The sequence below is a fragment of the Flavobacterium cheongpyeongense genome, assembly GCF_003202435.1.
GTDB classification, from domain to species: domain Bacteria; phylum Bacteroidota; class Bacteroidia; order Flavobacteriales; family Flavobacteriaceae; genus Flavobacterium; species Flavobacterium cheongpyeongense.
Genome location: NZ_QJHK01000018.1, coordinates 64,704 through 91,225 on the forward strand (window position 1 = coordinate 64,704; position 26,522 = coordinate 91,225).

At 34.0% G+C, this 26,522-nt stretch carries 24 protein-coding genes and 2 tRNA genes; 14 read left to right on the top strand and 12 right to left on the bottom strand.

Annotated features, from left to right (window positions below):
- The first annotated feature begins 1 nt into the window (after position 1).
- The 6 genes from DMB65_RS17690 (at position 2) to serB (ending at position 3,697) form a co-directional block, all read left to right on the top strand.
- Positions 2 to 394, top strand: a complete 393-nt coding sequence (locus DMB65_RS17690) for a DUF1801 domain-containing protein (protein WP_230470711.1) — start codon at positions 2 to 4, stop codon at positions 392 to 394.
- A gap of 22 nt (positions 395 to 416) precedes the next feature.
- Positions 417 to 821, top strand: a complete 405-nt coding sequence (locus DMB65_RS17695; RefSeq protein WP_110307944.1) for an SRPBCC family protein — start codon at positions 417 to 419, stop codon at positions 819 to 821.
- A 146-nt stretch (positions 822 to 967) separates the two neighbouring features.
- Complete coding sequence (locus DMB65_RS17700) at positions 968 to 1,378, top strand: VOC family protein (protein WP_110307945.1); 411 nt, start codon at positions 968 to 970, stop codon at positions 1,376 to 1,378.
- Positions 1,379 to 1,386: 8 nt separating this feature from the next.
- Entirely contained in the window at positions 1,387 to 1,824 is a 438-nt protein-coding gene (locus DMB65_RS17705) for an SRPBCC domain-containing protein (protein ID WP_110307946.1), read from the top strand.
- Positions 1,825 to 1,874: 50 nt separating this feature from the next.
- Complete coding sequence (locus DMB65_RS17710; protein WP_110307947.1) at positions 1,875 to 2,321, top strand: VOC family protein; 447 nt, start codon at positions 1,875 to 1,877, stop codon at positions 2,319 to 2,321.
- A 146-nt stretch (positions 2,322 to 2,467) separates the two neighbouring features.
- Positions 2,468 to 3,697, top strand: a complete 1,230-nt coding sequence (serB, locus tag DMB65_RS17715; protein ID WP_110307948.1) for a phosphoserine phosphatase SerB — start codon at positions 2,468 to 2,470, stop codon at positions 3,695 to 3,697.
- A 242-nt stretch (positions 3,698 to 3,939) separates the two neighbouring features.
- Here the strand turns inward: serB and DMB65_RS22205 are convergent, their stop codons facing one another.
- The 4 genes from DMB65_RS22205 to DMB65_RS17730 form a co-directional block, all read right to left on the bottom strand.
- Positions 3,940 to 4,095: a hypothetical protein gene (locus DMB65_RS22205; RefSeq protein WP_165834992.1), complete on the bottom strand. Its 156-nt coding sequence runs from the start codon at positions 4,093 to 4,095 to the stop codon at positions 3,940 to 3,942.
- A complete protein-coding gene (locus DMB65_RS17720) occupies positions 4,082 to 4,666 on the bottom strand; it encodes a zeta toxin family protein (RefSeq protein ID WP_110307949.1) in 585 nt (194 codons plus the stop codon). Before DMB65_RS17720 ends, DMB65_RS22205 begins: the two co-directional genes overlap by 14 nt.
- Positions 4,667 to 4,769: 103 nt before the next feature.
- Complete coding sequence (locus tag DMB65_RS17725; protein WP_110307950.1) at positions 4,770 to 5,303, bottom strand: hypothetical protein; 534 nt, start codon at positions 5,301 to 5,303, stop codon at positions 4,770 to 4,772.
- A gap of 63 nt (positions 5,304 to 5,366) precedes the next feature.
- A complete protein-coding gene (locus DMB65_RS17730; RefSeq protein ID WP_110307951.1) occupies positions 5,367 to 6,875 on the bottom strand; it encodes a GH3 auxin-responsive promoter family protein in 1,509 nt (502 codons plus the stop codon).
- Between the two features lie 236 nt (positions 6,876 to 7,111).
- Between DMB65_RS17730 and DMB65_RS17735 the strand changes: the two genes are divergently transcribed.
- Together DMB65_RS17735 and DMB65_RS17740 are read left to right on the top strand one after the other, a co-directional pair.
- On the top strand, positions 7,112 to 7,906 hold the full coding sequence (locus tag DMB65_RS17735; RefSeq protein WP_110307952.1) for a DUF2797 domain-containing protein: 795 nt from the start codon (positions 7,112 to 7,114) through the stop codon (positions 7,904 to 7,906).
- Between the two features lie 238 nt (positions 7,907 to 8,144).
- Positions 8,145 to 9,224, top strand: a complete 1,080-nt coding sequence (locus DMB65_RS17740; RefSeq protein WP_110307953.1) for a glycosyltransferase family 9 protein — start codon at positions 8,145 to 8,147, stop codon at positions 9,222 to 9,224.
- A 58-nt stretch (positions 9,225 to 9,282) separates the two neighbouring features.
- Here DMB65_RS17740 and DMB65_RS17745 read toward each other — a convergent pair whose 3' ends face one another.
- The 3 genes from DMB65_RS17745 to sppA form a co-directional block, all read right to left on the bottom strand.
- Positions 9,283 to 11,913, bottom strand: coding sequence for an AsmA-like C-terminal region-containing protein (locus tag DMB65_RS17745; protein ID WP_110307954.1), 2,631 nt, complete (start codon positions 11,911 to 11,913; stop codon positions 9,283 to 9,285).
- 167 nt (positions 11,914 to 12,080) lie between these two features.
- Positions 12,081 to 13,028 (bottom strand): alpha/beta hydrolase family protein, encoded by a 948-nt coding sequence (locus DMB65_RS17750; RefSeq protein ID WP_110307955.1) that lies wholly within the window; start codon positions 13,026 to 13,028, stop codon positions 12,081 to 12,083.
- A 6-nt stretch (positions 13,029 to 13,034) separates the two neighbouring features.
- Positions 13,035 to 14,792 (bottom strand): signal peptide peptidase SppA, encoded by a 1,758-nt coding sequence (gene sppA / locus DMB65_RS17755; protein ID WP_110307956.1) that lies wholly within the window; start codon positions 14,790 to 14,792, stop codon positions 13,035 to 13,037.
- A gap of 135 nt (positions 14,793 to 14,927) precedes the next feature.
- Here sppA and folK point away from each other — a divergent pair, with 135 nt between their 5' ends.
- Positions 14,928 to 16,061 carry a 2-amino-4-hydroxy-6-hydroxymethyldihydropteridine diphosphokinase gene (gene folK / locus DMB65_RS17760; RefSeq protein WP_110307957.1) on the top strand — a complete coding sequence of 378 codons (1,134 nt, stop codon included), beginning with the start codon at positions 14,928 to 14,930 and terminating at the stop codon, positions 16,059 to 16,061.
- A gap of 99 nt (positions 16,062 to 16,160) precedes the next feature.
- Here the strand turns inward: folK and DMB65_RS17765 are convergent, their stop codons facing one another.
- The 3 genes from DMB65_RS17765 to DMB65_RS17775 form a co-directional block, all read right to left on the bottom strand.
- On the bottom strand, positions 16,161 to 18,365 hold the full coding sequence (locus DMB65_RS17765) for an Ig-like domain-containing protein (protein ID WP_110307958.1): 2,205 nt from the start codon (positions 18,363 to 18,365) through the stop codon (positions 16,161 to 16,163).
- Between the two features lie 80 nt (positions 18,366 to 18,445).
- Positions 18,446 to 18,997 (bottom strand): RNA methyltransferase, encoded by a 552-nt coding sequence (locus DMB65_RS17770; protein WP_110307959.1) that lies wholly within the window; start codon positions 18,995 to 18,997, stop codon positions 18,446 to 18,448.
- Between the two features lie 76 nt (positions 18,998 to 19,073).
- Entirely contained in the window at positions 19,074 to 19,496 is a 423-nt protein-coding gene (locus DMB65_RS17775; RefSeq protein ID WP_110307960.1) for a DUF1573 domain-containing protein, read from the bottom strand.
- A 159-nt stretch (positions 19,497 to 19,655) separates the two neighbouring features.
- Between DMB65_RS17775 and mutS the strand changes: the two genes are divergently transcribed.
- The 4 genes from mutS to DMB65_RS17795 all read left to right on the top strand — a co-directional run bounded on the left by mutS (position 19,656) and on the right by DMB65_RS17795 (position 23,160).
- A complete protein-coding gene (gene mutS, locus DMB65_RS17780) occupies positions 19,656 to 22,262 on the top strand; it encodes a DNA mismatch repair protein MutS (protein WP_165834993.1) in 2,607 nt (868 codons plus the stop codon).
- Positions 22,263 to 22,413: 151 nt separating this feature from the next.
- Positions 22,414 to 22,486 (top strand) — tRNA-Gly (locus tag DMB65_RS17785).
- A gap of 80 nt (positions 22,487 to 22,566) precedes the next feature.
- Positions 22,567 to 22,652: transfer RNA gene (locus DMB65_RS17790), tRNA-Leu, on the top strand.
- A gap of 133 nt (positions 22,653 to 22,785) precedes the next feature.
- Entirely contained in the window at positions 22,786 to 23,160 is a 375-nt protein-coding gene (locus DMB65_RS17795) for a YegP family protein (protein ID WP_110307961.1), read from the top strand.
- Positions 23,161 to 23,269: 109 nt separating this feature from the next.
- On the opposite strand, the gene DMB65_RS17800 is transcribed toward DMB65_RS17795, so the two are convergent.
- Both DMB65_RS17800 and DMB65_RS17810 read right to left on the bottom strand, forming a co-directional pair.
- Positions 23,270 to 23,488: a hypothetical protein gene (locus DMB65_RS17800; RefSeq protein ID WP_110307962.1), complete on the bottom strand. Its 219-nt coding sequence runs from the start codon at positions 23,486 to 23,488 to the stop codon at positions 23,270 to 23,272.
- A gap of 343 nt (positions 23,489 to 23,831) precedes the next feature.
- The gene (locus tag DMB65_RS17810; protein ID WP_110307964.1) at positions 23,832 to 25,061 is read right to left on the bottom strand and encodes a 3-deoxy-D-manno-octulosonic acid transferase; all 1,230 of its coding nucleotides are present in this window, start codon (positions 25,059 to 25,061) and stop codon (positions 23,832 to 23,834) included.
- Positions 25,062 to 25,195: 134 nt separating this feature from the next.
- Between DMB65_RS17810 and DMB65_RS17815 the strand changes: the two genes are divergently transcribed.
- Positions 25,196 to 26,329, top strand: coding sequence for a DegT/DnrJ/EryC1/StrS family aminotransferase (locus tag DMB65_RS17815; protein WP_110307965.1), 1,134 nt, complete (start codon positions 25,196 to 25,198; stop codon positions 26,327 to 26,329).
- Positions 26,330 to 26,522: the final 193 nt, after the last annotated feature.

Consider the following 26,522-nt stretch of genomic DNA (forward strand, 5'->3'; position numbering starts at 1 on the left):
GATGATAAGAAGTCTCGAAGTAACCAATTTTCTTGAAAGCCAAAATCATCCGTTAAGAAAAGAAATCGAGGAATTACGTAACGTAATTTTATCCTCAAATAAGCATCTTGCTGAAAATATTAAATGGAATGCGCCGAATTATTGCTTTGGAAATGAGGATAGAATTACAATGAAGATTCAGCCGGTAGCCTCAAATATTCAACTGATTTTTCACAGAGGGGCAAAAAAGAAAGAACAGCCAAAAGAGAGATTGATAGCAAATAAGAACAAAATACTGATCTGGAAAGAAAATGACAGAGCTATTATAGCTTTTAAAAATAGTAAGGAAATTGAAAGCGCAAAAGCAGAATTGAAAACGATTATAAATGAATGGATAATTGCATCGCAGAGCTAAAATAAATTTAAATATTACGATAATGATTACTATTACAACCACAATTAACGCATCGATTAACAAAGTTTGGGAATTCTGGAACAAACCGGAACATATTACGAACTGGGCTTTTGCAACACCTGACTGGCATTCGCCAAAAACAGAAAATGATTTGCGGGAGGGAGGAAAATTTACAACCACCATGGCTGCAAAAGACGGTAGTATGAGTTTTGATTTTGAAGGAGAATATACTTTGGTAAAACAAAATGAAACAATTGAATACATTATGGCTGATGGAAGAAAGGTCGAAATTAGTTTCAATGAAACTCCAAACGGAGTACAAGTAATAGAGAATTTTGACCCAGAAACACAAAATCCGGAAGAAATGCAGCGCGGAGGCTGGCAAGCGATGCTGGATAACTTTAAAAGTTATGTTGAAGAAAATTAATTAATCTCGCAAAGCCGCGAAGTCGCAAAGTTTATCTTTTAAGCTTCTTTGCGACTCTGCGCCTTTGCAAGCAAATAACTCAGCATTATTAAGCAGGCTTAAATTATCTTATATAACTTATATGGTTTAACATAAAAAATAATTACATGACAAAACAAATATGGTTGAATCTGCCAGTGAAAAATGTGGCAAAAGCGAAAGACTTTTTTTGGAAAATAGGTTTTTCTTTTAATGAACAACACGATACGCCAAGTTCTACATGCATGGTCGTAGGTGAAGGACATTTTGTAGTGATGCTTTTCGAAGAATCAGTCTTTACAGGTTTTTCACAAAACGGTATTACAGATACTAATTCTGGTTCTGAGGTTTTGATTTCGATTGACGCTCAGAACAGGGAGGAAGTTGATGAACTGGCAAAAAAAGTACAGGATGCCGGTGGAACTGTTTTTGCCCCTCCGGCAGAAAGTCAGGGATTGATGTACGGGTGTGGTTTTGCCGATTTGGATGGTCATCGTTGGAATGTTTTATATATGGATTTCAATAAATTACCTAAATAAGATTAGATATGGAAACATTAGAATTTAAAATCAGAATCAAAGCACCACCGGAAAAAATCTGGTCTGTTTTATGGGATGATGAAACGTATAGAATATGGACAGGTGCTTTTTGCGAAGGATCATATGCAGTAAGCGACTGGAATGAAGGTGATAAGATACATTTCATGTCTCCAAACGGCGAAGGTATGAATAGTATTATTGAAAAGAAAATTCCAAATCAATATATGGCGTTTAAGCATATTGGAGCAATAAAAGACTTTAAAGAACTGCCTCTTAATGAAGAAACTGAAAAATGGAGTGGTTACATGGAAACCTATCGCTTAATTCCTGATGACGAATTTACAGATTTGATCTCTCAGGTTGATGTAATCGAAAAGCATATCGATTATTTTAAAGAAGCTTTTCCTAAAAGTCTCGAAACGGTTAAGGAACTTTCAGAGAAATAAATGGCAAATCTCAATTACAATCAAACAAATAATAATTAAAATATCAAATCATGGCAAAAGCAGTAAATACCTATTTAATATTTAACGGAAATTGCGAAGAAGCATTTCAGTTTTATAAATCCGTTTTTGGAGGCGAATTCCAATATGTGGGAAAATATAAGGATGCTCCTCCGGAAGATGGCGGGGAAGTAGTTTCAGAAGAAGATTCAAACCGGATTATGCATGTTTCGCTTCCAATTGGCAGTTCAGTTTTAATGGGAAGTGACAGTCATTCAAAATTCGGAGATGTAGGTTTTGGGGATAATTTTTCAATTTCTATCAGTGCAGAAAGTACTGAAGAGGCAGATAAAATATTTGGCGGACTTACAACTGAAGGAAGAGTGGATATGCCAATGCAGAAAACTTTTTGGAGCCCTTATTTCGGAATGCTAAAAGATAAATTTGGAGTAAACTGGATGATAGATCTTGCTAATTGTGATGAAGACAATGAAAGTTAGGTTGTTTTAATACCTGAACATTATTGTTAAATAACCTGAAAAAGCACATTGATTTGTGCTTTTTCGTTATAAAAAAACAAACAATATTCTTTTTTATCAACAATAGATTGCCGATTTTTGTCGCTTCTTAAATCAACAAGGATAAAATGGCAACAGAAGATAAAGAAATTATTTTATTAAAAGTTTCAGGGCACGACAAACCAGGGGTTACTGCAGGTTTAACAACAGTATTGGCAGCTTACGATGCTGTGATCTTAGACATAGGTCAGGCCGATATTCACGATACATTATCTTTAGGGATTTTATTCGAAATCGAAGCCGGCTCCAGTTCAGGTCCTGTTTTAAAAGACCTTTTGTTTAAAGCTTATGAACTCGAAGTAAAAGTTAAATTTATTCCAATCTCTGTTGAAGATTACGAAACCTGGGTAAAATCGCAATCCAATCAGCGCTATATCATCAATATTTTAGGAGAAAAATTAACGGCTGTACAATTGGCTGCCGTGACTAAAATAATGACAGATCAAAACCTGAACATTAACTCTATTATTCGATTAACGGGCAGAACTTCTGTTGTTGAAAAAGAAGAATATCCGCGTTCCTGCATCCAATTATCCGTTACAGGCGAAATTGTCAACAAAATTGAAATGACGGCTAATTTTATGGCAATTTCGAGAACCTTAGATGTCGATATTTCTTTTCAGGAAGATAATATTTACAGACGAAACAGACGTTTGGTTTGTTTCGATATGGATTCAACTCTAATTCAGACAGAAGTTATTGACGAATTAGCAGAACTTAACGGAGTAGGAGATCAGGTAAGAGCGATTACCGAATCTGCTATGAACGGAGAAATTGATTTCAACGAAAGTTTCAAAAAACGTATGGCTTTACTCGAAGGTTTGAGCGAAGACGTTTTGCAAAAAGTGGCCGAAAACCTACCCATCACAAAAGGAGCGCATCGCTTGATGAAAGCGTTGAAGTATTACGGCTATAAAACGGCTATTTTATCAGGAGGATTCACCTATTTTGGAGAATACCTGCAAAAAGAATTGGGTATTGATTACGTCCATGCCAATCAGTTAGAAATCAAAGACGGAAAATTAACCGGTAAATACATAGGTGATATCGTAGATGGCTTAAAGAAAGCCGAATACCTCACAGCCATTGCCGAAAAAGAAGGAATTCATATCAACCAAACCATTGCAGTAGGTGACGGAGCAAACGATTTGCCAATGATTAATTTAGCAGGTCTTGGAATCGCTTTCCACGCCAAACCAAAAGTAAAAGAAAGTGCCTCAAATTCTATATCAAGCCTAGGTCTTGATGGCGTTTTATATTTACTAGGCTATCATGACAGATATATCGATATGATGTAAAGAATCGAATAACACAATGTTTGTCATTCTGAGGAACGAAGAATCTCCGCAAGTAACTCGACAATCAAAATAAAAAAACCTTAGTTCATCATTGGACTAAGGTTTTTTTTATGGACATGCCCCGCAGAAAAAGCGGGTCGGGCTATCCGTTCTAATCTTTTATGCCGAACCCCGGCACAAAAGGATTTCCACTTCTATCCCTCATGCGGGATTTAGTGGAATTATGAACTCTGTTAGTTAAGTTATTTTGTAGGTTTAATCTTTGTTATCTTGTTGTCTTTCATAACAACAAGTTCAGTGTTTTTTTGAATCTTAAATTCAATTAATCTTTCGTAGGTTTTTTCAAGACCAATTAAAATTTTATTTTTAAGTTCTATTTGTTTTTCAACAGTTGTCATAGTATTTCTTTAATTTGTTAAATGTCTTTTTATTAATGATATCAAATTGTTGATCAATGGTTTTCTGGGCTAAAAGCTCATGTTTCCCATTAGAATTGTCAAAAATTAAAGCTCCATCAAATATAGGTAAATAAATATCAAATAAATTTTTGATTCCATTTTTATATCGCCTTTCAATTACGTCAGGCTCAATATTATGACCACCTTCAGAAACTCTTATTTTTACACGTTCTTTTGCTAATTCAGTATTTTGAAGCCAGAAGAAAAGTAAAGTTGTTGTATATCCTTTTTCTTTAGCTTCTAAGATTTTGTTTTTATAACTTCTTGTTGATAAAGTAGTTTCAAAAGCGAAACTTTCATTGTCCTTTAAGAGTTCATTGATTCTGTTTAGCATTATTCTTCCCGATTCAAAGGCTACTTTTTCAGGTTGAAAAGGAGATAATCCTTTGGCTATTTCATCTGCATTTACAAATTCCTTACAATTAATGATTTCAGGTAAAATAGTAAATGAAGCAGTTGTTTTTCCAGCTCCATTACAACCTGCAATGATATAAAGATTTTTTTCTGACATATGGCAAATTTACAAAATATTAGTATTGTTTTTTGTGATTGTTATTTTTAGAAAAGAGCATTAGGAATTAAATTCAATAACATTATAAAGATGTAAATTAACATTATTGTATTGTGTTTTCTTTAAAAAGTTTGAATTGAATATTGTTGATTTTTTCAAAATCTTTATACATATTAGCTAATTCGTTATTTAAAATGGATAGATATCTTGGTAGATAGTAAGTTTTTCCAATTGAATTATATGCTGAGAATATTAGATTTAGATTTTTTTCTTTTTCTTCTTGATTTAAGGAATAATATAATTGTTGAATATTTGTTTTCGACTTTTCTAATATTTTAAAGTTATCATTTTCTTTTGAATAATATATAGCGTTAAAATAATTAACGAATGATTTTGATAAATTAAGTTGTTTATTCTCATTCTTTTGAAATGCAATATTTTCGTAGCAAATACCTAATTGAAAATGACACTTATCAATTAAATTGTAATTTTTAATTGAATTTTCAAATAATACTACTGCTTTTTTGAAATTACTCTTCATGGCTAATTTTCCATTAAAATAATTCCCATATTTCATTTTTAGAAAACCAAAAACAATGCTTAAAATAACTAATAAAAGTAAAAAAGTAGCTATCATTTTCTTTATTAATTCTGTTTTGAAATAATTGATCAATTTTTAGATTGAAGATTTACAGCTTCCCTACATCCCCTTCAACTGCTCCAAATAATCCCTCTGATTCGAAAGCCTTGGTATCTTATGCTGTCCGCCTAATTTGTCTCTTTCCTTTAACCAATCATAAAATAAATTGTCTCGGGCAACATTAATCACCAAAGGATTTAACGTCATATTGTTGTAGCGTTTGGCTTCGTAATCAGAGTTTAAAGTTTGTAATGTTTCGTCCAGCACTTTTTGGAAGAGACCAACATCAGTAGGTTTTTGTTTGAATTCAATCATCCATTCGTGAGCGCCTTTTTCTTTGTCCTGCATAAAAATTGGAGCAACGGTATAATCAATCACTTCGGTTTGGGTGATTTTGCATGCTTTAGCAATCGCCTGATCAGTATTTTCGACCATTAATTCTTCACCAAAAACATTAATATGATGTTTGGTTCTTCCCGTAACCCTGATTCGGTACGGATTTAACGAAGTAAATCGAACGGTATCACCAATCAAATAACGCCATAATCCGGAATTGGTCGTAATAACGATAGCGTAGTTTTTATTTAGTTCTACATCGGCCAGACGAATTACTTTTTGGTTTGGCGTATCAAATGTATCCATCGGGATAAATTCGTAGAAGATTCCGTAATCGAGCATCAGCAATAAATCGCTCGAATTATTCAAATCCTGAATCGCAAAAAAGCCTTCGGAAGCATTATATATTTCGTAATATTTAAAATCCTTGCTTGGCAGGATTTTCTTGTACTGTTCTTTATACGGAGAAAAACTCACTCCACCATGAAAATAAACTTCGAGATTTGGCCAAAGTTCCAGTAAATTTCCTTTTCCGGTATCTTCTAAAACCCTGTTCATCAAAACCAGCATCCATGAAGGAACTCCGGCAAAACTGGTTACGTTTTCGGTTTTGGTTTCGTTTATGATGGCAGCAATTTTACTTTCCCATTCGGTCATCAGGGATGTTTTACTGCTTGGTGTACTGCTGAATTCGGCCCAAATGGGCATATTTTCTATCAGAATTGCTGATAAATCTCCGAAGAAAGTATTGTTGTTTTCGTAAATCTGGGAGCTTCCTCCTAAACGAAGACTTTTGCCTACAAACAGTTGCGAATCTTCGTTGTTATTTAAATACATACAAAGCAAATCTTTACTGCCTTTATAATGGCAATCTTCAAGAGCTTCGTTGCTTACAGGGATAAACTTGCTTTTAGCATTCGTAGTTCCGCTCGATTTGGCAAACCATTTTATTGGAGTTTCCCAAAAAACGCCTTGTTCTCCCTGACGTGTACGTTCAATTAAGGGTTGTAATTCTTCATATCCTGAAATTGGCACTCTTTCGGAAAAAGTTTTATAAGAATTTATAGAGGCAAAATCATATTGTTTTCCAATAATCGTATTTTCTGAAGCCGTTAATAAATTATGCAGCAGTTCTTCCTGAACTTCGTTTGGGTATTTTAAAAAAAGTTCAATTTGATGTATCCTTTGTTTGAGTACCCAGGAAGCAAACGAATTTATTATGGATATAGGCATGAAGAAATTTTAGATTTTAGATTCCTGATCTTAGATTTTTGGTTATTGTTTTGTAAAAGCCAAAAATTTAAAATTTGAATATCGATATACAAATACTAACTTTGTCGTTGTATCAAAAATAGTGTTTTTTTACAAAAAACAATTTATTTGGAACAAAGATTCCCTTTCATAAAATCAATTTTAAAATAGAAATCCTAATAATCTAAACTCTAATAATCTAAACTCTAATATCTCAAATGCAATATCAAGGTGTACTTACAAAAATGCAAACTGAAATTGGTGACCCAATTCAATATTATTTGGTTTTTGAAGATAGTTTTATAAACATGAATCAGTTATTGAATAAGGAAATCGAAATTAATTTTGCAGGTTACCAATGTTTGAATTGCTGTAAAAAGAAAAAAATATTCCGTCAGGGATTTTGTTATGATTGTTTTTATTCAAGTCCGGCGGTGGGCGACTGGATCATGAGACCAGAACTGAGTACAGCACATTTAGGAATCGCAGATCGTGATTTAGAGTATGAACAAAAAGTTCAGTTACAGCCTCACATTGTGTATTTGGCCGTAGCAAGCGAAATAAAAGTGGGAGTGACCCGCAAAACACAAGTCCCAACCAGATGGATAGATCAGGGTGCGGGTCAGGCAATTGCTGTTGTCGAAGTTCCAAACCGATATCTCGCAGGAGTTACTGAGGTTGCCTTAAAAAATCATTATACAGATAAAACCAATTGGCGAAAAATGCTTCAAAAACCAACACAGAATTTCGATTTAATTGCTGAAAAAGTTAAGATTGAAAGTCTGATTCCGGATGAAGCTAAGGAGTACTTTTATAGTGAAAAGAATGATTTATTCGAGTTGAAGTATCCGGTTTTAAATTATCCTGCAAAAGTAGCAAGTTTAAATTTAGATAAAACACCATCATTTCAGGGAAAGCTGATTGGAATAAAAGGACAGTATTTAATTTTTGAAAACGGAACTGTTTTTAATGTCAGAGGTTCTGAAGGTTATGTTGTTACAATAAACGTCTAGTATAATTGATGCCTCGTCTGCTATAATTAGGAACCCGTATATGTTTTTTTTTAAGACAAAAAAAACCTTGTATTTTTAAAACTCTTTTAAGTTAAAGGTGTGAATAATAATACATTACCGTTACAATTTTATAATAATTATTTATTGATAAAGTTTAATTTTAAAAGAATGTAAGAATTAGTTTTGTGTTTTACAGAAAAAGTTCTTTTAAATAATATATCAACTTAATTATTATAAAATGGGAGTTCTAGGTAAAGTAAATAATCTCAGACGCACCCTGATGCGAACTCTGACAAGAAACATCGGAAAATCAAATGCTGAACAAGGCATTATTCTGGTAAACAAAAACGAAATCAAAAGAATTTTAATTTGCAGGCCAAATGCAAGGCTGGGAAATCTTTTATTGATTACGCCTTTTGTTCAGGAATTGGAAGAAATGTTTCCAAATTGTAAAATTGATTTGTTTGTAAAAGGGTTTTTAGCTCCGGTTATTTTTGAAAATTATGATTCAGTAGACAGAATAATCGAATTGCCCAAAAAGCCTTTCAATAATTTATTTAAATATTTTGCTGTCTGGGTTTCTTTAAAAAAGTACAAGTATGATATTGCCATAAATGTAGACCAGGGTTCTTCATCTGGCAGGCTTGGGGTAAAATTCTCAAATTCAAAATTTAGGTTTTTTGGTGATTTGCCTTTTTCGGTTAATTTATATTATGGAGATTATGCCCATATTGCCAAATATCCTATTTATCATTTTCGGGATTATGTTACCAGACTAGGCTTGGAGAAAAGAGAAAATCACATTCCTTCCTTAGAGCTAAAATTAACTCCTTCAGAAATTATGGAAGGCAGGAAAACAGTAAGAGGCCTTGTCAATAATTATAAAAAAACAATTTGCTTGTTTACATATGCAACAGGAGCAAAATGTTTATCGGAATCCTGGTGGCAAGATTTTTATACAAATCTGACATCCCGATACGAAAATTATAATATCATTGAAGTTTTGCCAATAGAGAATGTTTCTCAGATTGGTTTTAAAGCACCAACATTTTATAGCAAGGACATTCGTGAAATAGGAGCGGTAATCGCAAACGCCGATTTGTTTATAGGAGCAGATAGCGGAATTATGCATTTAGCAAGCGCTGTTCAGACACCAACAGTAGGGCTGTTTTCGGTTTCAAACTTAAAAAAATATGAACCCTACGATAATAACAGCATTGGGATTAATGTGAATAATTTTTCTGAAAGAGATTATTTTAAAATTTTCAATACCATCTTAGATAACGGTAAATCGGGTATGTATCCTAAAGCAATTTAAAAATAAAGGTTTAAAATTAAAAAAGGTCAATCGGGTAGATTGACCTTTTTGTTGGTTGCTATTTTTTCTTCTTAAATAAGCCATTCAATAAATCGCTGGCTTTAGCTTTGACTTCCTCATTGGTTTTTGCCTTATTTTCAGTGGCCGTTTTTGTAGTATCTTTCGACTTGGTGTTTTTATTGAGTAAATCGGTAAGGGCAGAAGCACCTTTTTTGGTTAATTTTTCTTTTTGTTGTTTTATGACCTGAGAAGTAAGATTACTTACTGCTGTTTTGGTATCTAAGGCAATTTTAGGTTTTGAGAAATTACCAGTAATCATTCCGGAAACAGGTATGTTTTCTAACTTCGCAGCATCTTCAGGAGATAATTTGGCAAGAAATGCATTGGCCTCAGTGCCTAGATATTTTGCAGGAACATCCATTTTTATGTTGTAGCTCATTGTTTGATCAAAACCATGAGATCCGCCAACGTTAATTTTAATGTCCTGGTATTTAATGTCGAATGGTTTGATATTTACTTTTCCGTCATCAAAAGTCAGGGCCATTTTTAAATCGTTTAAGTTCAGTTTATTTACATCGATAAATTTAACATTCGAACTCAAACTGTTTAATAAGGTTGAATTTTTTGGGTTAACCGTAGTCGAAAGCAGTTGCCCTAATAAATCACCTGAAATCGATTTTAAGTCAGGTGTTAATTCATTGGCATCCAGATTTCCGTTTAATTTAATAGTTGAATTTAATTTTCCGTTAATGATTCCAGCGATAGGTGCAATTTTTTTCATCATATCTAATTGCGTAAAAGTCTGTGCAATATCAACCTGGTTGAAGCCTAAATTCATGTCGAAAGTCGGAACTTTTGCTTTTGTAGAAACAGCTCCTGTAAGGCCAATAGTTCCTCCAAAAATTGATGTCCTGAAGTTTTCTAAAGTCGCTTTCTCATCCTTTATGATTAATTTTCCTGAAACAGCTGTCAATTTTAAATTATCGTATAAAACCGTGTTTGCCTTTGCATTTAAAGTACAATTTAAAAATCCTGGGATTTTCATCGCTTCTGCTGGTTTAGTGGCTGTTTTTGTTCCGGTTTGTGCCTCGCCGCTTGCAGTTGTGGTTTTTGCAGGTTCACCTGAAGTCATAAAATCATCAACAGCCAGCTGGTTTGAACTCATATTGAAATTTCCTTTCAGTTCTTGTTTTTTGAACATAAAACCGTAGAAATTCTCCAAAACTCCGTTAATGGCAATATCACTTTTGCCTGTGGTAGCGTTAAATTGTTTTAAGTTAATTTTGCTTGGGTTAAACTCAACCAAAGCAGTGCTGATATTCATCGATTTATTATTCTCATCCGTATATTTGAACCCTGACAAACTGATTGTACCGGCATTTTTAATGTTTTGGTACTGGCTTTTTTCTACCGAAGCCATGTCAAAATTAGTCGTTACATCAGCTTTCAAAATACCTGCTAACGGCTTATCTAATTTAACCGGATATGCTTTTGAAAGATTTGCAAGGTTGATAGTTCCTTTTAAGGCTGCATCAACAATTGGGTTCACAGTTACATTTTTTACATTGGCTTTAGCACTAAAAACATCCTGATCGATTTTAAAAGAAAGCTTGTCCAGATTTACATAAGTGTCATTTAAAATACCGGTTTCATTGATGATTTTAGTGTCAATTACAATATTCTGAACTGATTTCGGTAAGTTAGGATACTGGAAAGAAGAGTTGCTCGATGCAATTGCAATGTTGAATTTAGGAACGGTTGTATCTGTTAGTTCTCCTTTTGCAAAACCAACAATAGTAAAATCCCCGGTTGTTTTTACACCTTCCAGACTTGAAGCATAAGCCGAAGGAATCAATCCTAAGAAGTTTGTAAACGATGAGGTTGGGGTTTTAAATTTCAAATCATAAATCTGAGCTTTTTCAGCCATCTGAATGAATCCGTCAAATTCTAAAGGCAGTTGATTAATTAAGGCTTTATTTTCTTTAAAGGTATATTTACTTTTCTCTAAATCAATTCCTAAAACAGCGTCCAGAGTTAATTTTACATTTTTAAGGTAATTCATTTTATCCATGTCCAAAGAAACGCGGGCTGTCGATTTTGTAGTTAAATCAAGTTTTGAATTCGTAAAATCTCCTGTACCTTCATGATTCAGGCTGTCAATTACCATCTTAACTTTTGAACCCTGATCGATATACCTGAAAGTGAAATTCTCAATTTTATAATTCTGAATTTTTAAAGAAAGCGGTTCACTCTTTTTGTCCTCTTTTTCGGTTTCTTTTTTGTCTTTTAGAGCAATGTCAAAGTTTCCAACTCCGTCCTTGTTAAAAATAATATTGATTAAACCATTTTCAGAACTGATTCCCTCAATGCTAAGAGGTTCTTCTTTTCCTTTAAAAAGTTCCCTGATACTCATTTTCAAATTCAGTTCACCAAGCGAAACCAAAGTATCTCCTTCAAACGGAGCCTTGTTGATAATAACCAGTTTTTCAATCGAAACATTGGCATTTGGAAAATTTTTAAACAAACTTAAATCAGCTTCGGCAAAACTAACTTTTGCATCGACGTTTTCGTTGATTGCATCAGCAATTTTAGCTTTTATCTGATCTTTAAATAAATAAGGAATTGCAAACAAAGCCACAATAAACACTGCCAATACAATAGCAGTTATTTTTAAAATTTTCTTTAACATATAAATTCGATTTGAGGGTTTAACATAATCATCTCGTACAAAAATAGTTTTTTTGATGAAGAGTTCAGATTAATTATGTATTTAAAAGCAGCAAGAATCGTTCCTGATTTAAATAAAAAATCCGTTTGAGTTTATTATTTCAAACGGATTCAATTTAATTTTTATTGTTATTTCTGAATAAAGGAAACTATTTTAGAAATTAGTTTCTCAGAAATCGGAAGGTTTTCATTATTATAGCTTTCTAAATTAGCCTGCTGGTCGCCTTCAATAACTTTCAGGATATGATTCATTTTATCAATAATCAGTAATTCAGAATTTGTACTTGCTTTGGATAAATTTTCAGCATCCTGAACTGTTACCTGTAAGTCTTTACTACCTTGAAGAATCAAAATGGGAACCATAAGTTTCTTTATTTCTGTCTGCGGATTGTATTTGAACCAGGAAATTAAATAAGGCTGAACGCTGGGCCTGAAAAGAGCATTAAGCATAGGGTCAACATTTTTTACCGTTTTACCGCTTTTTAAACTGTCAATAATAGGAAAGGTCATCTCTTCAATTTGCTTCATCGATTTAGCAGAAATCTGAGATTTTAAAATTTTATCAGCTGAATCTCCGGCTCCGGCAATTGAAATAAATTTGTCTGCTTTTCCTCCGGCAATCATTCCTATTAATGATCCTTCACTATGTCCGATTACGATTATTTCAGAGAAACGTTTATCCTGTTTTAGCAAGTTAATCCAGCTTTTGACATCCTCTGTATAATTTTCAAAAACCAGTTCTCTTTCTGATACGGCAGATCCTTTGCTCTCGCCAATTCCTCTTTTATCAAAACGTAATGATGCAATTCCGTTTTTTGCCAAAGCTTCCGCCAGCATTTTTAACGAATTGTTTTTCATCATCGGATTGTTCCCGTTTCGGTCTGTTGGCCCTGAACCCGAAATGATTAAGGCAACTGGATATTTTTTGGGTAAATCGGGTGTTGTCAGTGTACCGTAAAGCTGATCGGTATTGATTTTTAAAATAATTGGTGATTCCTTAAATATGATTTCTGTTTTATCCTGAGCATTCACAAAGCTTAGAATAAAAACGGTTAAAAGAAGGATTATCTTATTCATTCTAAATTATTTAATATTGATACTGTACGGCATTATGGCCTGTGCTCCTTTTAACTTTTGAAGCTTTTTGATGTGTTCGATAAGTAGATAATTTTCTTCTCCAATTTCTTCTTTTATGAAAGCTTCTTTTGACTGTGCGAAAGGGAGGCCAGACAAAAGATCATTAAAGCTTTTCTCATATTCAGGATAATTTTGTGTACTGTACGATTTTATTTTGGCCATTTTAGCTGCTTCAGCTATAGCGTCATTCAGCCCTCCAATTTTATCTACCAGACCAACTTTTAAAGCTTCAGAACCTGACCATACGCGTCCCTGTCCAATGGCATCTACTTCTGCAAAAGTCATTTTTCTGCCTTCTGCAACGTGGGTCACAAAAGTCTTGTAAATATGTTCAACGCTCTCTAGTGTAAAAGCTTTGAATTTTTCGTCAACAGGAACAAAAGGGCTGTAATTTGCAGAGTTTTCGTGTGTTTTTACCTGTTCTGAATTGATGCCTAATTTGTTTGCCAATGTACTGAAATTTGGTAGAACCCCAAAAACCCCAATGGAACCCGTAATCGTATTCTTCTCGGCAAAAATTTTGTTAGCATTACAAGCAATATAATAACCGCCAGATGCGGCATAATTACCCATCGAAACGACAACAGGTTTAACTTTTTTGGTAATTTCGATTTCTCTCCAGATTAAATCAGAGGTAAGTGCACTTCCGCCAGGGCTGTCTATCCTTAAAACAATGGCTTTGACATCCTCATTTTTTCTGGCTTCCTGCAAAGAACGTCGCATAGAACCTTCACCAATTTGATTCACGTCTCCTTCTCCGCTTCCAATTTCGCCCTGAGCATAAATAATTGCAATCTCATCAGTGGCTGTATTTGCCAGAGCGGTAGTGATATAATTTTGTGTATAATCTGAAATCGAAATTTTGTTATAATCCTCATCAACGTTTACTTTCAAAGCTTTTTTGATGGCATTGTGATAGACATCTTCATAGGCCACTATGTCAATCAGGTGTTGCGACTTTGCCATTTCAGGAGTTCTTGCAAGCAATCCGTTTGCAATTTCGTTTACTTTAGCAAGCGGAATATTTCGGCTTTTTGAAATGTCATTGGATACAGTCTCCCAAATAGAATTTAAAAGTGCTGTTATTTGTTCTCTGTTGGCATCGCTCATTTTGTTTTCAAGGAAAGGTTCAACGGCACTTTTGTATTTTCCATGGCGGATCACTTCCATGTGGATGCCTGATTTTTCCTGAAAATCTTTAAAAAACATCACTTCCGAAGAGAGTCCTTTAAAGTCCATATCTCCGGCAGGATTGAGGTAAATAGTATTCGCAACCGAGTTTAAATAATATTCTTTTTGTGAAAAGGTGTTGGCATAAGCCCAGACGAATTTTCCTGATTTTTTGAAGCTTTCCAGCGCATTTCTTAAATCTTTATATTGTGCCAGTCCTAAAGAAGATTCATCATTTAATATAGAGATTCCTTTGATGTTGTCATCGGTTTTTGCGGCTTCAATAGCATTGATTACATCGGTTAAACCAATTTTTCCATCTTTTGAGAATTGTGTTACCCAGGGATCTGTAAATTTTCCTGCGTAATCATTATTAATTTCTTTTAGATCTAATTCAATAACAGAGTCTGCTTTGACAGAAACGCTTTCGTCGTCTCCAAAAATAGTGCCTATGAGGATTACACCAAAAAAGAACAGCATTATAAAAACAAAAATACCAATCACTGTGGCAAGTACATTTCCTAGAAATTTCATAAATATATTTTTTTAATAAGTAGCTAAAATAGAAGGTTTGTTACAAATTTTAACAAAAAAAACAATTTCATTTTAAAGCCCTTATTACAAATATATTGCTAATTCTAAAATAGTTTTAGTTAATTTGCACTAATTATGAAATCACAGCATCAGGTCGTTTTATCTATAGGAAGCAATCAGGGAAATCGGTTAGAAAACATTGAAAATTGTATCAATTTAATCCATCAGGAAGTTGGGACAGTAATTCAGGTTTCTAAACTATATGAAACGCCGGCCTGGGGATTCGAAAGTGATGCTTTTTATAATTGTGCGCTGCTTTTGCATAGTTCTTCTTCCGCACAAAAAATATTGGGTCAGGTTTTGAAGGTTGAAAAAAAACTTGGACGTATTCGCTCTGATCAACAAGGTTATCAATCCCGGATTATTGATGTTGATCTGATTGTTTTTGATGATGAAATTATTCAATCTGAAAAGTTGCAGGTTCCGCATCCGCTAATGCAAAACAGAAAGTTTGTTTTATTGCCAATGCAGGATTTGAGATTAGACTGGAAACACCCCGTTTTTCATAAAACAGTTTCTGAATTAATAGCGATTACAACAGATGACAGTATTTGTATAATTGTTCAGGATTTGAGAAACCCATTGCAGGAAATACCCCTTGAGCAATTTAATTACATTGCTTTTGAAGGTAATATCGGCGCAGGGAAAACGACTCTGGTACAAAAAATAGCTGAGGATTTTAATGCAAAAACAGTATTGGAACGTTTTGCGGATAATCCTTTTTTACCGAAATTTTATAAAGATCCAAACCGATATGCTTTTCCGTTAGAAATGTCTTTTCTGGCAGACCGCTATCAGCAATTATCTGATGATCTGGCACAATTTGACTTGTTTAAAGATTTTGTAATCGCCGATTATCATATTTTCAAGTCTTTGATTTTTGCTAAAATCACCCTTGCCGAGGATGAATATCGCCTGTACAGAAACTTATTTGATATTATTTATAAAGAAATGCCAAAGCCGGATTTGTATGTGTATTTATATCAGAATACGGAGAGGCTGCTTCAAAATATTAAAAAACGCGGACGAAATTACGAACAAAATATTCAGGCTGGTTATTTAGATAAAATCAATAACGGTTACTTAGAATATATTAAATCCCAAACCGATCTCAATGTTTTAATAATTGATGTTTCAGATCGCGATTTTGTCAGGAAACATGAAGATTATCTTTTTATACTGAATGAAATTCAGAAGGTAATTAGATAATGTTCCAATTTGATAAATAGAAAAATTTTAAAGGTTTTACTTTCTAATGCTACAAAGTTTGTCTTTTGCATAGATAATTATCTCATTTTCTAATTAAAATTATCTCTTCAAAGAAAAATGTCCTCTAAATACCGGTTTTGTATTATCAATTTTTAAGGCATACCAATAATCAGAAGCGGGAAGAGGGGTCTTATTAAAAGTTCCATCCCAGCTCAATTTAGATCCTCTTAGTTGTATTAATAATTTGCCGTATTGATCAAAAATAGTGACCTCTGCTTCAGGATAATTTTCCATTCCGGTTACTTCCCAGAAATCATTATAAGTATCATTGTTTGGTGTGAAAAAAGGAGGAAAAACCAATACAATAAAACTTTGAGTTGCCTCATTAATGTTGCACAGGTTGTCTTTTGCTTTTACATAGGCAGTTTGCAAACCGCCTGCGACATCATAAAACGTATTTGAAGTTTGATAATTTACCCCGTCAACAGAGTATTCAAAATAATCTGTTGGATTGGTAAGATTGATAGTAATGGTTGTGTTTTTAACAATAATATTTTTAATGATGGGTTTTTTATACTCAAATACAGTTATGTTTTTGATACTGCTGCAGTTTTCAGGATTTGGGCTGGTTACTTCTACAGTATAATTTCCTGAAGCTGAAACAGAAATGGTTTGCGTTGTTTCTCCTGTTGACCATTTATAAAACATTCCACTCAATTTAGCATCTAACATAACAGTTTGGTTTTCGCATAAAATAATTTCTTCGTCACTAACAACAGGAGGAGTATATACTATTATATTTACCGGAGTACGATTTGAAGTACACCCACTATCTGAAGCTTCAGTATAATAAGTTGTATTTGCTGAAATATCAGGTGTAGTAAAATTATTTCCTGTATAAACACTCGTTCCGCCTGTTGAAGTTGTAAACCAATTAATAACTCCCATGTTTGAAGCTGCTTGTAATGTTACAGTTCCTGCTCCGCACCTGTAAACAGGTGAATATACCGTTGGAGTATCCGGAGTTTTATTAACAATAGCAACGACTGCTTTTCGATTTATTTCGCAACCAGCATCAGCATAATAAGTTGTTGTAGTGTTTATTGTTGGAGTCGTATATGTATTTCCGGTTCCCAGTAAATTACCACCAACAGCAGCATCGTACCAATTAATTGTTCCTGCATTTGAAGCAGCATTTAAAGTGATAGTTCCTAAATCACAAATTGGTTTTGGAGAAGTTATTGTAGCTTCCGGAATCGTAATTTGTGTGCTGGCAGCAATTTCCAAAGGGGATTCTCCGGGCATTCCACCATATTCAACAATATATCCTTTTGGCTCATAGTTATCTCCTGGATTTAATGACCCTGTATTTGATAAATCGTTCCAAGAACCCGGAATTCCAATACCCGGAGCAGTAATATGAGCATAATCTTCATCTCCTAACTGATTCGGTTCGTTGTTGTTCCAAAAGGCAAAATTAGGAGTCGTACCATTAGAAAGCCCATTCCAGAAAACAGTTCCGGTTCCATTATTTGCAAGGCTCTCAGGACCTGTTACCCATTTCCATACGTTTTCTGTTTCGGCATCGCTTCCTCCAATCCAGCCGGCTCCTGAGGCTTGTTCACCTGATAATTTTGCTTCATCAGCAGCTGTAATGGTGGCCAGATATCCCTTGAGCCCATAATAAGTACTGCTTTCTGCTGCTGCTTTTGCGTTGCTCCAAGTAATGCCAACGTTCGGTACAAATTGATAAAAATGGCCATTCGAGGGTAAATAATTTGCCTGACCGAGAGTGATAGAAAAAGTTTTTGTTCCGGAGGCAGTAGCAGAAGAGTTTGAAAAAACAACATCTCTAATCGCATACTCAAAATTGGAGTATGAAACATCGATTCCTGTTGGACTTGATAATTTTAATTTTCCGGCAGTAACATCCCAACTTGTTGTAATTGAAGGATGCAATGAAGGGTTAGAAAGTTCAAGTTTATCAAAACCATTAGAATATCCTGAAGAAATCTGAATATAAACTGCCTGAGTTCCTGTTTCTGAAGGATCATGGCTAATAGTGATTCCGGTTACAATATTGATACTGTTTTGAGGGCAATATAGTTGATTCCCATGAGCTTTAATTATAGGAGGATCAATTGCAAAAACTATTTTGGAATGACTTTTTTTATTTGATTTTAAAGTGTCATTTTTAAAAATAATTAACTTTCTATCAACAGTTTTTTTCTCAGTTGCGTAAGTCTGAATAAAATTTAAAATATATAATAAAATTGATATTTTTAAGAAATTGATATTTTTCATCCTATAAAAATATCGATTTTATAATAATAAAAAAAGATATTTTTATTTTAGTGTTAAATATATGAGTATTATTTTAAGAATTATGATTTTGAATGGTTTTCTGACCAGTTTAACTTGGAAAACAAATCCCAGACTACTATGCCCGCACTAACCGAAATGTTTAAAGAATGTTTAGTCCCTAATTGCGGAATTTCAATACAACCATCACAAATTGCTACAGCTTCCTGTGCAACACCATATACTTCATTCCCGAAAACCAATGCATATTTTTGATTTTTTTCAACTTTAAAATCCTGAAGGAAAATGGCGCTTTCTACCTGCTCGATAGCGAGAGTTAATACGTTATCTTTTTTTAGATTATTAATGACTTCCAAAATATTTTCATGGTGTTCCCAGGCAACAGTTTCAGTTGCACCAAGAGCTGTTTTATGGATTTCTTTATTGGGCGGAGTAGCTGTTATACCGCATAAAATTATTTTTTCAATTAAAAATGCATCAGCAGTTCTAAACACAGACCCAATATTGTGCAAACTGCGAATATCGTCTAATACTAAAATCAAAGGAGTTTTATCCGATTTTTTAAAATCATCAATCGATTTTCTGTCCAGTTCACTATTTTCAAGTTTTCTCATACGGGTTGAATTATGGTCATAAAAAAAGCTTCCAAAGATAAGGAAGCTTTTCGATTATTTTCGATTGTTTTTCAGATTAGCTTTTTGCAGGATCCGGTAAAACAGTACCTTTAATAGTTAATGTTTTTGTTGGCTGCCCTTCAGCATTAGAAGTAACTGTTACTGTTTTTGTAAATGCACCAACTCTGTCAGTAGCATATTTTACCCCAATAACACCTTTTGCTCCCGGAGCGATTGGTTCTTTTGGTGTTGTTGGTACAGTACAGCCACAAGATCCCTGTGTGTTAGTAATAATTAATGGTTTTGTTCCGTTGTTTGTAAAAACAAACTGGCGGTTACCATCTGCATTGTGAGCGATAGTTCCGTAATCAATTGTTTCGTTTTCAAAAACCATTCCGGCACCCTGAACTTTAGCAATTTTAGCTTTTTTAGTAGTTTGAGCATTAGAAGCTGTGATTCCAGCTACAGCTAACATAGCGAATAAAATTATTTTTTTCATCTTTTAAGAGTCTTTGTTTTAATGATGAACAAATCTATGTAAAATTCTCAAATGTCAACTTAAAATATTCTTAAAATATTTTAATTTTTGAAGCACTTCTATATTCCTTCAAAATAGTATAAATTCGCTGTCTTAATTTTCATTTAAAAATACAGTAATTTGGCAGCGAAAGAGAAAGTGGTGAAAGAAACACCTTTAATGAAACAGTACAACGAAATCAAGAGAAAATATCCTGATGCATGTCTGCTTTTCAGAGTGGGGGATTTTTACGAAACCTTTGGAGAAGACGCCATCAGAGCTTCTAAAATTCTCGGGATTACATTAACCAAAAGAGGAGCAGGTTCTGAAACAGAAACAGCTTTGGCAGGTTTTCCGCATCATTCTATTAATACATATTTGCCAAAATTGGTTAAAGCCGGACTTCGGGTTGCGATCTGTGATCAGCTGGAAGATCCGAAAATGACTAAAACGATTGTTAAACGTGGAGTTACAGAATTGGTAACGCCAGGAGTTTCTTTAAATGATGAGGTTTTACATTCTAAAACAAATAACTTCCTTGCATCCGTTTATTTTGCTAATAAAAACATAGGAGTTTCCTTTTTGGATGTTTCTACAGGAGAGTTTTTAACCGCTCAGGGGAATGCTGAATATATAGATAAACTTTTACAGAATTTTAATCCAAGTGAAGTGCTGGTGCCTAAAACCAGTAAAACCGAATTCAAAGATGCTTTTGGAGAAGATTTTCATAGTTTTTATCTGGAAGACTGGATTTACAAAGAAGATTATGCCCTTGAAACTTTGATTAAACATTTTCAAACGTCTTCTTTGAAAGGTTTTGGTGTCGAAGAATTAAAAGAAGGAATTATTGCTTCCGGTGCAATTTTATATTATTTATTTGAAACACAGCACAATCGTGTGCAGCACATTACGTCTATTCAACGTATAGCTGAAGATGCTTATGTATGGATGGATCGTTTTACCATCAGAAATTTAGAATTATATCACAGTTATAATCCAAATGCAGTAACACTTTTGGATGTAATTGACAAAACGCTTTCGCCTATGGGCGGTCGTTTGTTGAAACGCTGGCTGGCTCTGCCTTTAAAAGACAGAAATAAAATAAAAGGCAGGCATGATGTGGTTTCCTATTTAAAATCGAATCCTGAAATACTTCATACTATTCAATACCAAATCAAACAAATTTCAGACCTTGAACGTTTGATTTCTAAAATTGCTGCCGGAAAAGTTTCACCACGTGAAATTGTGTATTTAAAAGAGTCTCTGGATGCTATTATACCCATAAAAACTCTTGCTCTTGAAAGCCCGCAGGAAGCTGTAAAAGTTATCGGAGATAGTTTGCATGCATGTGATCTTTTAAGAGAGAAAATAAAAAACACATTAAATCAGGATGCGCCCGTTGCCATTGCTAAAGGAAATGCAATAGCAAAAGGTATTAGTGAAGAGTTGGACGAATTGCGTGCTATTTCAACTTCAGGAAAGGAATATCTGGAAGGAATTGAAAGAAGGGAGTCTGAAAGAACCGGGATTTCTTCATTGAAAATCTCTTTCAACAATGTTTTTGGATATTATATCGAAGTTCGAAACACACATAAAGATAAAGTGCCGGAAGAATGGATTCGTAAACAGACTTTGGTGAATGCTGAGCGTTATATTACCGAAGAATTAAAAGAATACGAAACCAAAATTTTAGGGGCAGAGGAAAGGATTCATAAAATAGAAACAGATCTTTTTGAACAATTGGTAGCCTGGATTGCGACCTATATTAAGCCTGTTCAAATGAATGCATACCTGATAGCACAATTGGATTGTTTATGTTCGTTTACGCAGCTGGCTATTGAAAATCAGTATGTGTCTCCTGAAATTGATGAAACTTTCGAATTGGATATAAAAAACGGAAGACACCCTGTTATTGAAAAACAATTGCCTCTTGGGACTCCTTATATTGCAAACGATGTTTTTTTAGACAGAGAAACGCAGCAGATCATCATGATTACAGGTCCGAATATGTCGGGTAAGTCGGCTATTTTAAGACAAACGGCCTTAATCGTACTTTTGGCTCAAATGGGAAGTTTCGTTCCGGCAGACAGCGTGAGAATGGGTATTGTAGATAAAATTTTCACAAGAGTAGGCGCCTCAGATAATATTTCGATGGGAGAATCGACATTTATGGTTGAAATGAACGAAACGGCTTCGATTTTGAACAATCTTTCAGATCGAAGTTTGGTTCTGTTGGATGAAATTGGTCGTGGAACAAGTACGTATGACGGAATCTCTATTGCCTGGGCTATTGCCGAGTTTTTACACGAGCATCCGGGAAGAGCAAAAACATTATTCGCAACACATTATCATGAGTTGAATGAAATGACGGAATCTTTGCCAAGAATCCAGAATTATAATGTGGCTGTAAAAGAGTTAAAAGATACGGTTCTTTTCATTCGGAAACTTATAAAAGGCGGAAGTGCACATAGTTTTGGTATTCATGTTGCAAAAATGGCAGGAATGCCACAAACTGTTATTTTGAAAGCACAAAAACTTTTAAAGAAATTAGAGAAAAATCATTCCAGTGACGCACTGAATGGTGTAAAAGCACCGAATGATGAAATGCAGATGAGTTTCTTTAATCTGGATGATCCTTTATTGGAAGAAATAAAAGAAGAAATTATGAGCCTTGATATAAATGCCATAACGCCGGTCGAAGCACTGATGAAACTCAATGAGATTAAAAGAATGCTGGTTAAGAAATAAATTTTCAGATTTAAAGTTTAGGTTATCAGAAAGTTATAAAATAAGTGTGTTTTTTTTTCGAAAAAGGCTTGTTTAATTGAATAAATGTCCTAAATTTGCACTCGCAATACAGAACAAGTCAGGTGTTGCAGTTCTTATTAGAATTTGAAACGCGAAAATAGCTCAGTTGGTAGAGCGCGACCTTGCCAAGGTCGAGGTCGCGGGTTCGAGCCCCGTTTTTCGCTCAAAACCATATAGTGTTCAGGTGGTTTTGTTTTGGTTGATTTTTAGGAATTGGTCAAAATAAAAACATTAACAGTTTAATGCTCGGATGGTGAAATTGGTAGACACGCTGGACTTAAAATCCAGTGAACAGCAATGTTCGTGCGGGTTCAAGTCCCGCTCTGAGTACTAAAGCCTCTTCGGTAAGAAGAGGCTTTTTTTGTGCTATGAACTTAGTTTTAGAATAAAATTTGGGGGTGGTTATAGGGGGGTGTGGATCTAAAGGATTCTTAAATCAACAATTTAAAATCAATAATTCAAAATGGGTGCTTTTGTAATTAGCAGGCGATTTAATGATGAATATAAATTTGTGTTTACTTCACGAAAAGGGAAGGTGATATTTACCAGTTTGAGTTATGAGCTGAAGTTTGAATGTGAAGAGGATATTGAGAGGTTTAAGATGAATGTTAATGAGGCTGTTTTTTTGAAATTTAAGGGCTCTGGAGGTAAGTTTTTTTTTAAGTTGATGTTGGGAGAGGTTCATTTTGCTACAAGTCGGAAATACACGACAGAATTGCTTTTGCAGAAAGGGATAAAAGAAATTGTTTTATATGCTTCAAGGGCGGAGATTTTAGATTTCTCTTCCAGTGAATCGATTTTTGAAGATGAGCTGGTGGAGGAAGAGTTTGGGAGGTAAAAAAAGCGTTTTGTGAAGTTCAAAACGCTTTTTTTGTAGTGATAATTGAAAATTATCATAAAAAAAACCATCTCGATGGATGGTTTAAAATCTTTTAGAACGGGTCTAATTATTTTTTTACTTCTTCTACTTTAGTAGCAGCTGAATCAACAGGTGCAGCAGCAGAATCAACAGGTGCAGCAGCAGAGTCAACAGTTGCAGTAGCAGCAGAATCAACAGCTACAGCTGAAGAATCAGTAGCAGCAGCATCAGCAGCAGCTTCGGTTTTTTTACAAGATACAACAGTTAAAACAGCAACAACAGCTAAACTTAAAAATACTTTTTTCATCTTACTTTATTATAAAAGGTTAATTATTAATTCGAGGCAAAGATATAAATTTTTTAATATGTAAAATATTTTTTTGTTTTTTTTTTAAAATATTTTCCTTTGTCTCTTGATCTTGTTGTTTATCAATTAATGTGCCAAATATGATAAAACTTACTGTATTGTTGTTTTTTTTGTAAATTTTATTTTTTGTTGAATATTCAAAAAACAATTCACTGTTTTGAATTGTTTGTTTAGGGGTTATGTTGCTTTTGATTGATTATTCTGCATTAAGGCAAAAGAGAAAAAGGGATGTTTTTGGTGTTTTTTATGAAAATTAAATGGCTAAAAAAACTAAATTATCAATTTATGAAATGGTTTTTATGATGGTATTTGTAGCTCCTTTGTTGTTTTGAATGTATGTTTGGCAAATTCTTCCTTTTTCTTCAGTAAAGTTAAGGTCTGTAAGCAATCGGTTAAAGATTTGCTTTAGCTCTTCTTCGTTTGAAACAACCATACTGCCTCCAAGACTTACTAATTCGATTGCTTCGGCGAATTTCGAATAATTGGGGCCTATAACAATTGGGAGTCCAAATGCTGCGGGCTCTAAGATATTATGAATACCGGGATTTCCAAACCCGCCGCCAACATAAGCGATTGTACCGTAACTGTAAATTTTGGTCAGTAAACCAACAGTGTCAACGATAAAAACAGTATAATTGGACAGCTTTTTATTTTCTTTTTCGGAATATAATACTGTTTCTTTTGAAATCGAGTTTTTCAAATTTTGAATTTGTTCTTTCTTTATGTTATGAGGTGCAATAATAAATTTTACAGTTGAAGAAGCCTGGTTGATATATTCAATTAATAAAGCTTCGTCTTTTGGCCAGGAACTTCCAATGATTATTGTAGGTTGGTTGTTTATGAAAGTTTCAATAAATTCAAGTGAATTGTCTCTGTCCAGAATGGTGTCTACTCTGTCAAAACGGGTATCGCCTGAAACGATTACGTTATTAAATCCTATTGTTTCGATTTTTACTTTTGATTTTTCATTCTGAACAAAAAAATAAGTAAAAGTTTCCAAAGCTTTTCTGTAAAACCCGCCGTACCATTTAAAAAACATTTGACTGTCTCTAAAGATTCCTGAAATCAGATAAGTGGGTGTTTTTGTTTTTTTTAGCTCTTTTAAGTAATTAAGCCAAAATTCGTATTTGATAAAAAACACCAATTCAGGATGGGCTAATCTTAAAAACTGTTTTGCATTGCTCTTTGTATCCAGGGGAAGGTAGAGCGTTACGTCTGCAACATGATTGTTTTTTCGGACTTCATAACCTGAAGGCGAAAAAAAGGTAACAATGATTTTGTGTGCGGGATATTTTTCTTTAATTTTTTCAATAACCGGAAGGCCTTGTTCGTACTCGCCCAATGAAGCCGAGTGAAACCAGATTGTTTTATCTTCGGGTTTTATTTTTTCTTTTAAAATAGTAAAAACATTTTTTCTGCCATCAACAAACAGTTTTATTTTCTGGTTGAAAAGGGCTGTTATTTTAAGAAAAAAACCTGTAAGTATAACGACTAAATTGTATAGAAAAAGCATCTGTTTATTTTTGGGGCTAAATTACGTTTCTTTCGATTATTTTCATTGTTTGAAGGTATTAAATAACTATTTTTGCTTTTCATTTTAAAGATTTTGGTGTAAATCCGAATCTTCAGATTTAAATAAGAACATAAATGAAAAAAATTCAAATGGTTGACTTAAAGGGTCAATACGAGAAGATAAAAACTACTGTTGATGCTTCTATTCAGGAGGTTTTAGATACAAATACTTACATAAACGGACCATTGGTTCATCAGTTTCAGAAAAACCTGGAAGATTATCTGGGAGCAAAACATGTAATTCCTTGTGCGAATGGGACTGATGCTCTGCAAATTGCGATGATGGGGCTGGATTTAAAACCGGGCGATGAGGTTATAACTGCCGATTTTACATTTGCTGCAACTGTTGAAGTTATTGCTTTACTACAATTGACTCCGGTTTTGGTGGATGTTGATTTGCATAATATGAATATCGACATAGATGCTGTTAAAAAAGCTATCACACCAAAGACAAAAGCTATTGTTCCAGTACATTTATTTGGACGAGCTGCGAATATGGATGCGATCATGGAAATTGCAGCAGAACATCATTTATATGTAATCGAAGATAACGCACAGGCAATAGGTGCTGATTATATTTCCAAATCAGGTACAAAAAGCAAAGTAGGTGTTATTGGGCATGTTGCGGCAACTTCATTTTTCCCCTCTAAAAATTTAGGTTGTTACGGAGATGGTGGTGCAATTTTTACTAATGACGATAAGTTAGCACACGTGATCCGTGGAATAGTAAATCACGGAATGTATGAGCGTTACCATCATGATGTTGTGGGGGTTAATTCACGTCTGGACAGTATTCAGGCGGGGGTTTTAAATGCGAAATTGCCATTTTTGGATCAATATAATGAAGCAAGACGTTTGGTAGCAACAAAATATAATGCTGCATTTGCTGGTAATGAACAGATCATTACACCAGAATTCGATTCGAACGCAAATGATCACGTTTTTCATCAGTATGTATTAAGAATTATTGATGCAGACCGAAATGCACTGATGCAGCATTTATTGGACAAAGGAATTCCATGTGCGATTTATTATCCAATTCCGTTACATTCCCAGAAAGCTTATGCTGATTCCCGTTATAAAGAAGAACAATTTCCTGTAACTAATCAATTGGTAAAAGAAGTAATTGCTCTGCCAATGCATACTGAGTTAGATGATGAGCAGATTAAATTTATTACCGATTCAGTTCTGGAATTTTTAAATAAATAAATTTAGAATGCCACTATAATGAAACCCAAACGATCTGTTTATGGATAATTTGGGTTTTTTGTTTTAAAATCATTGTTGTCCGATAAATAATTTCGTTTTGTTAAATATTGTATATTTTTAGATACTTAACGAGGTTCTATCTTGCTTTAGCTTGTTTTTTAGTATTGTCATTAGAATTCAATAAATGGAAAAT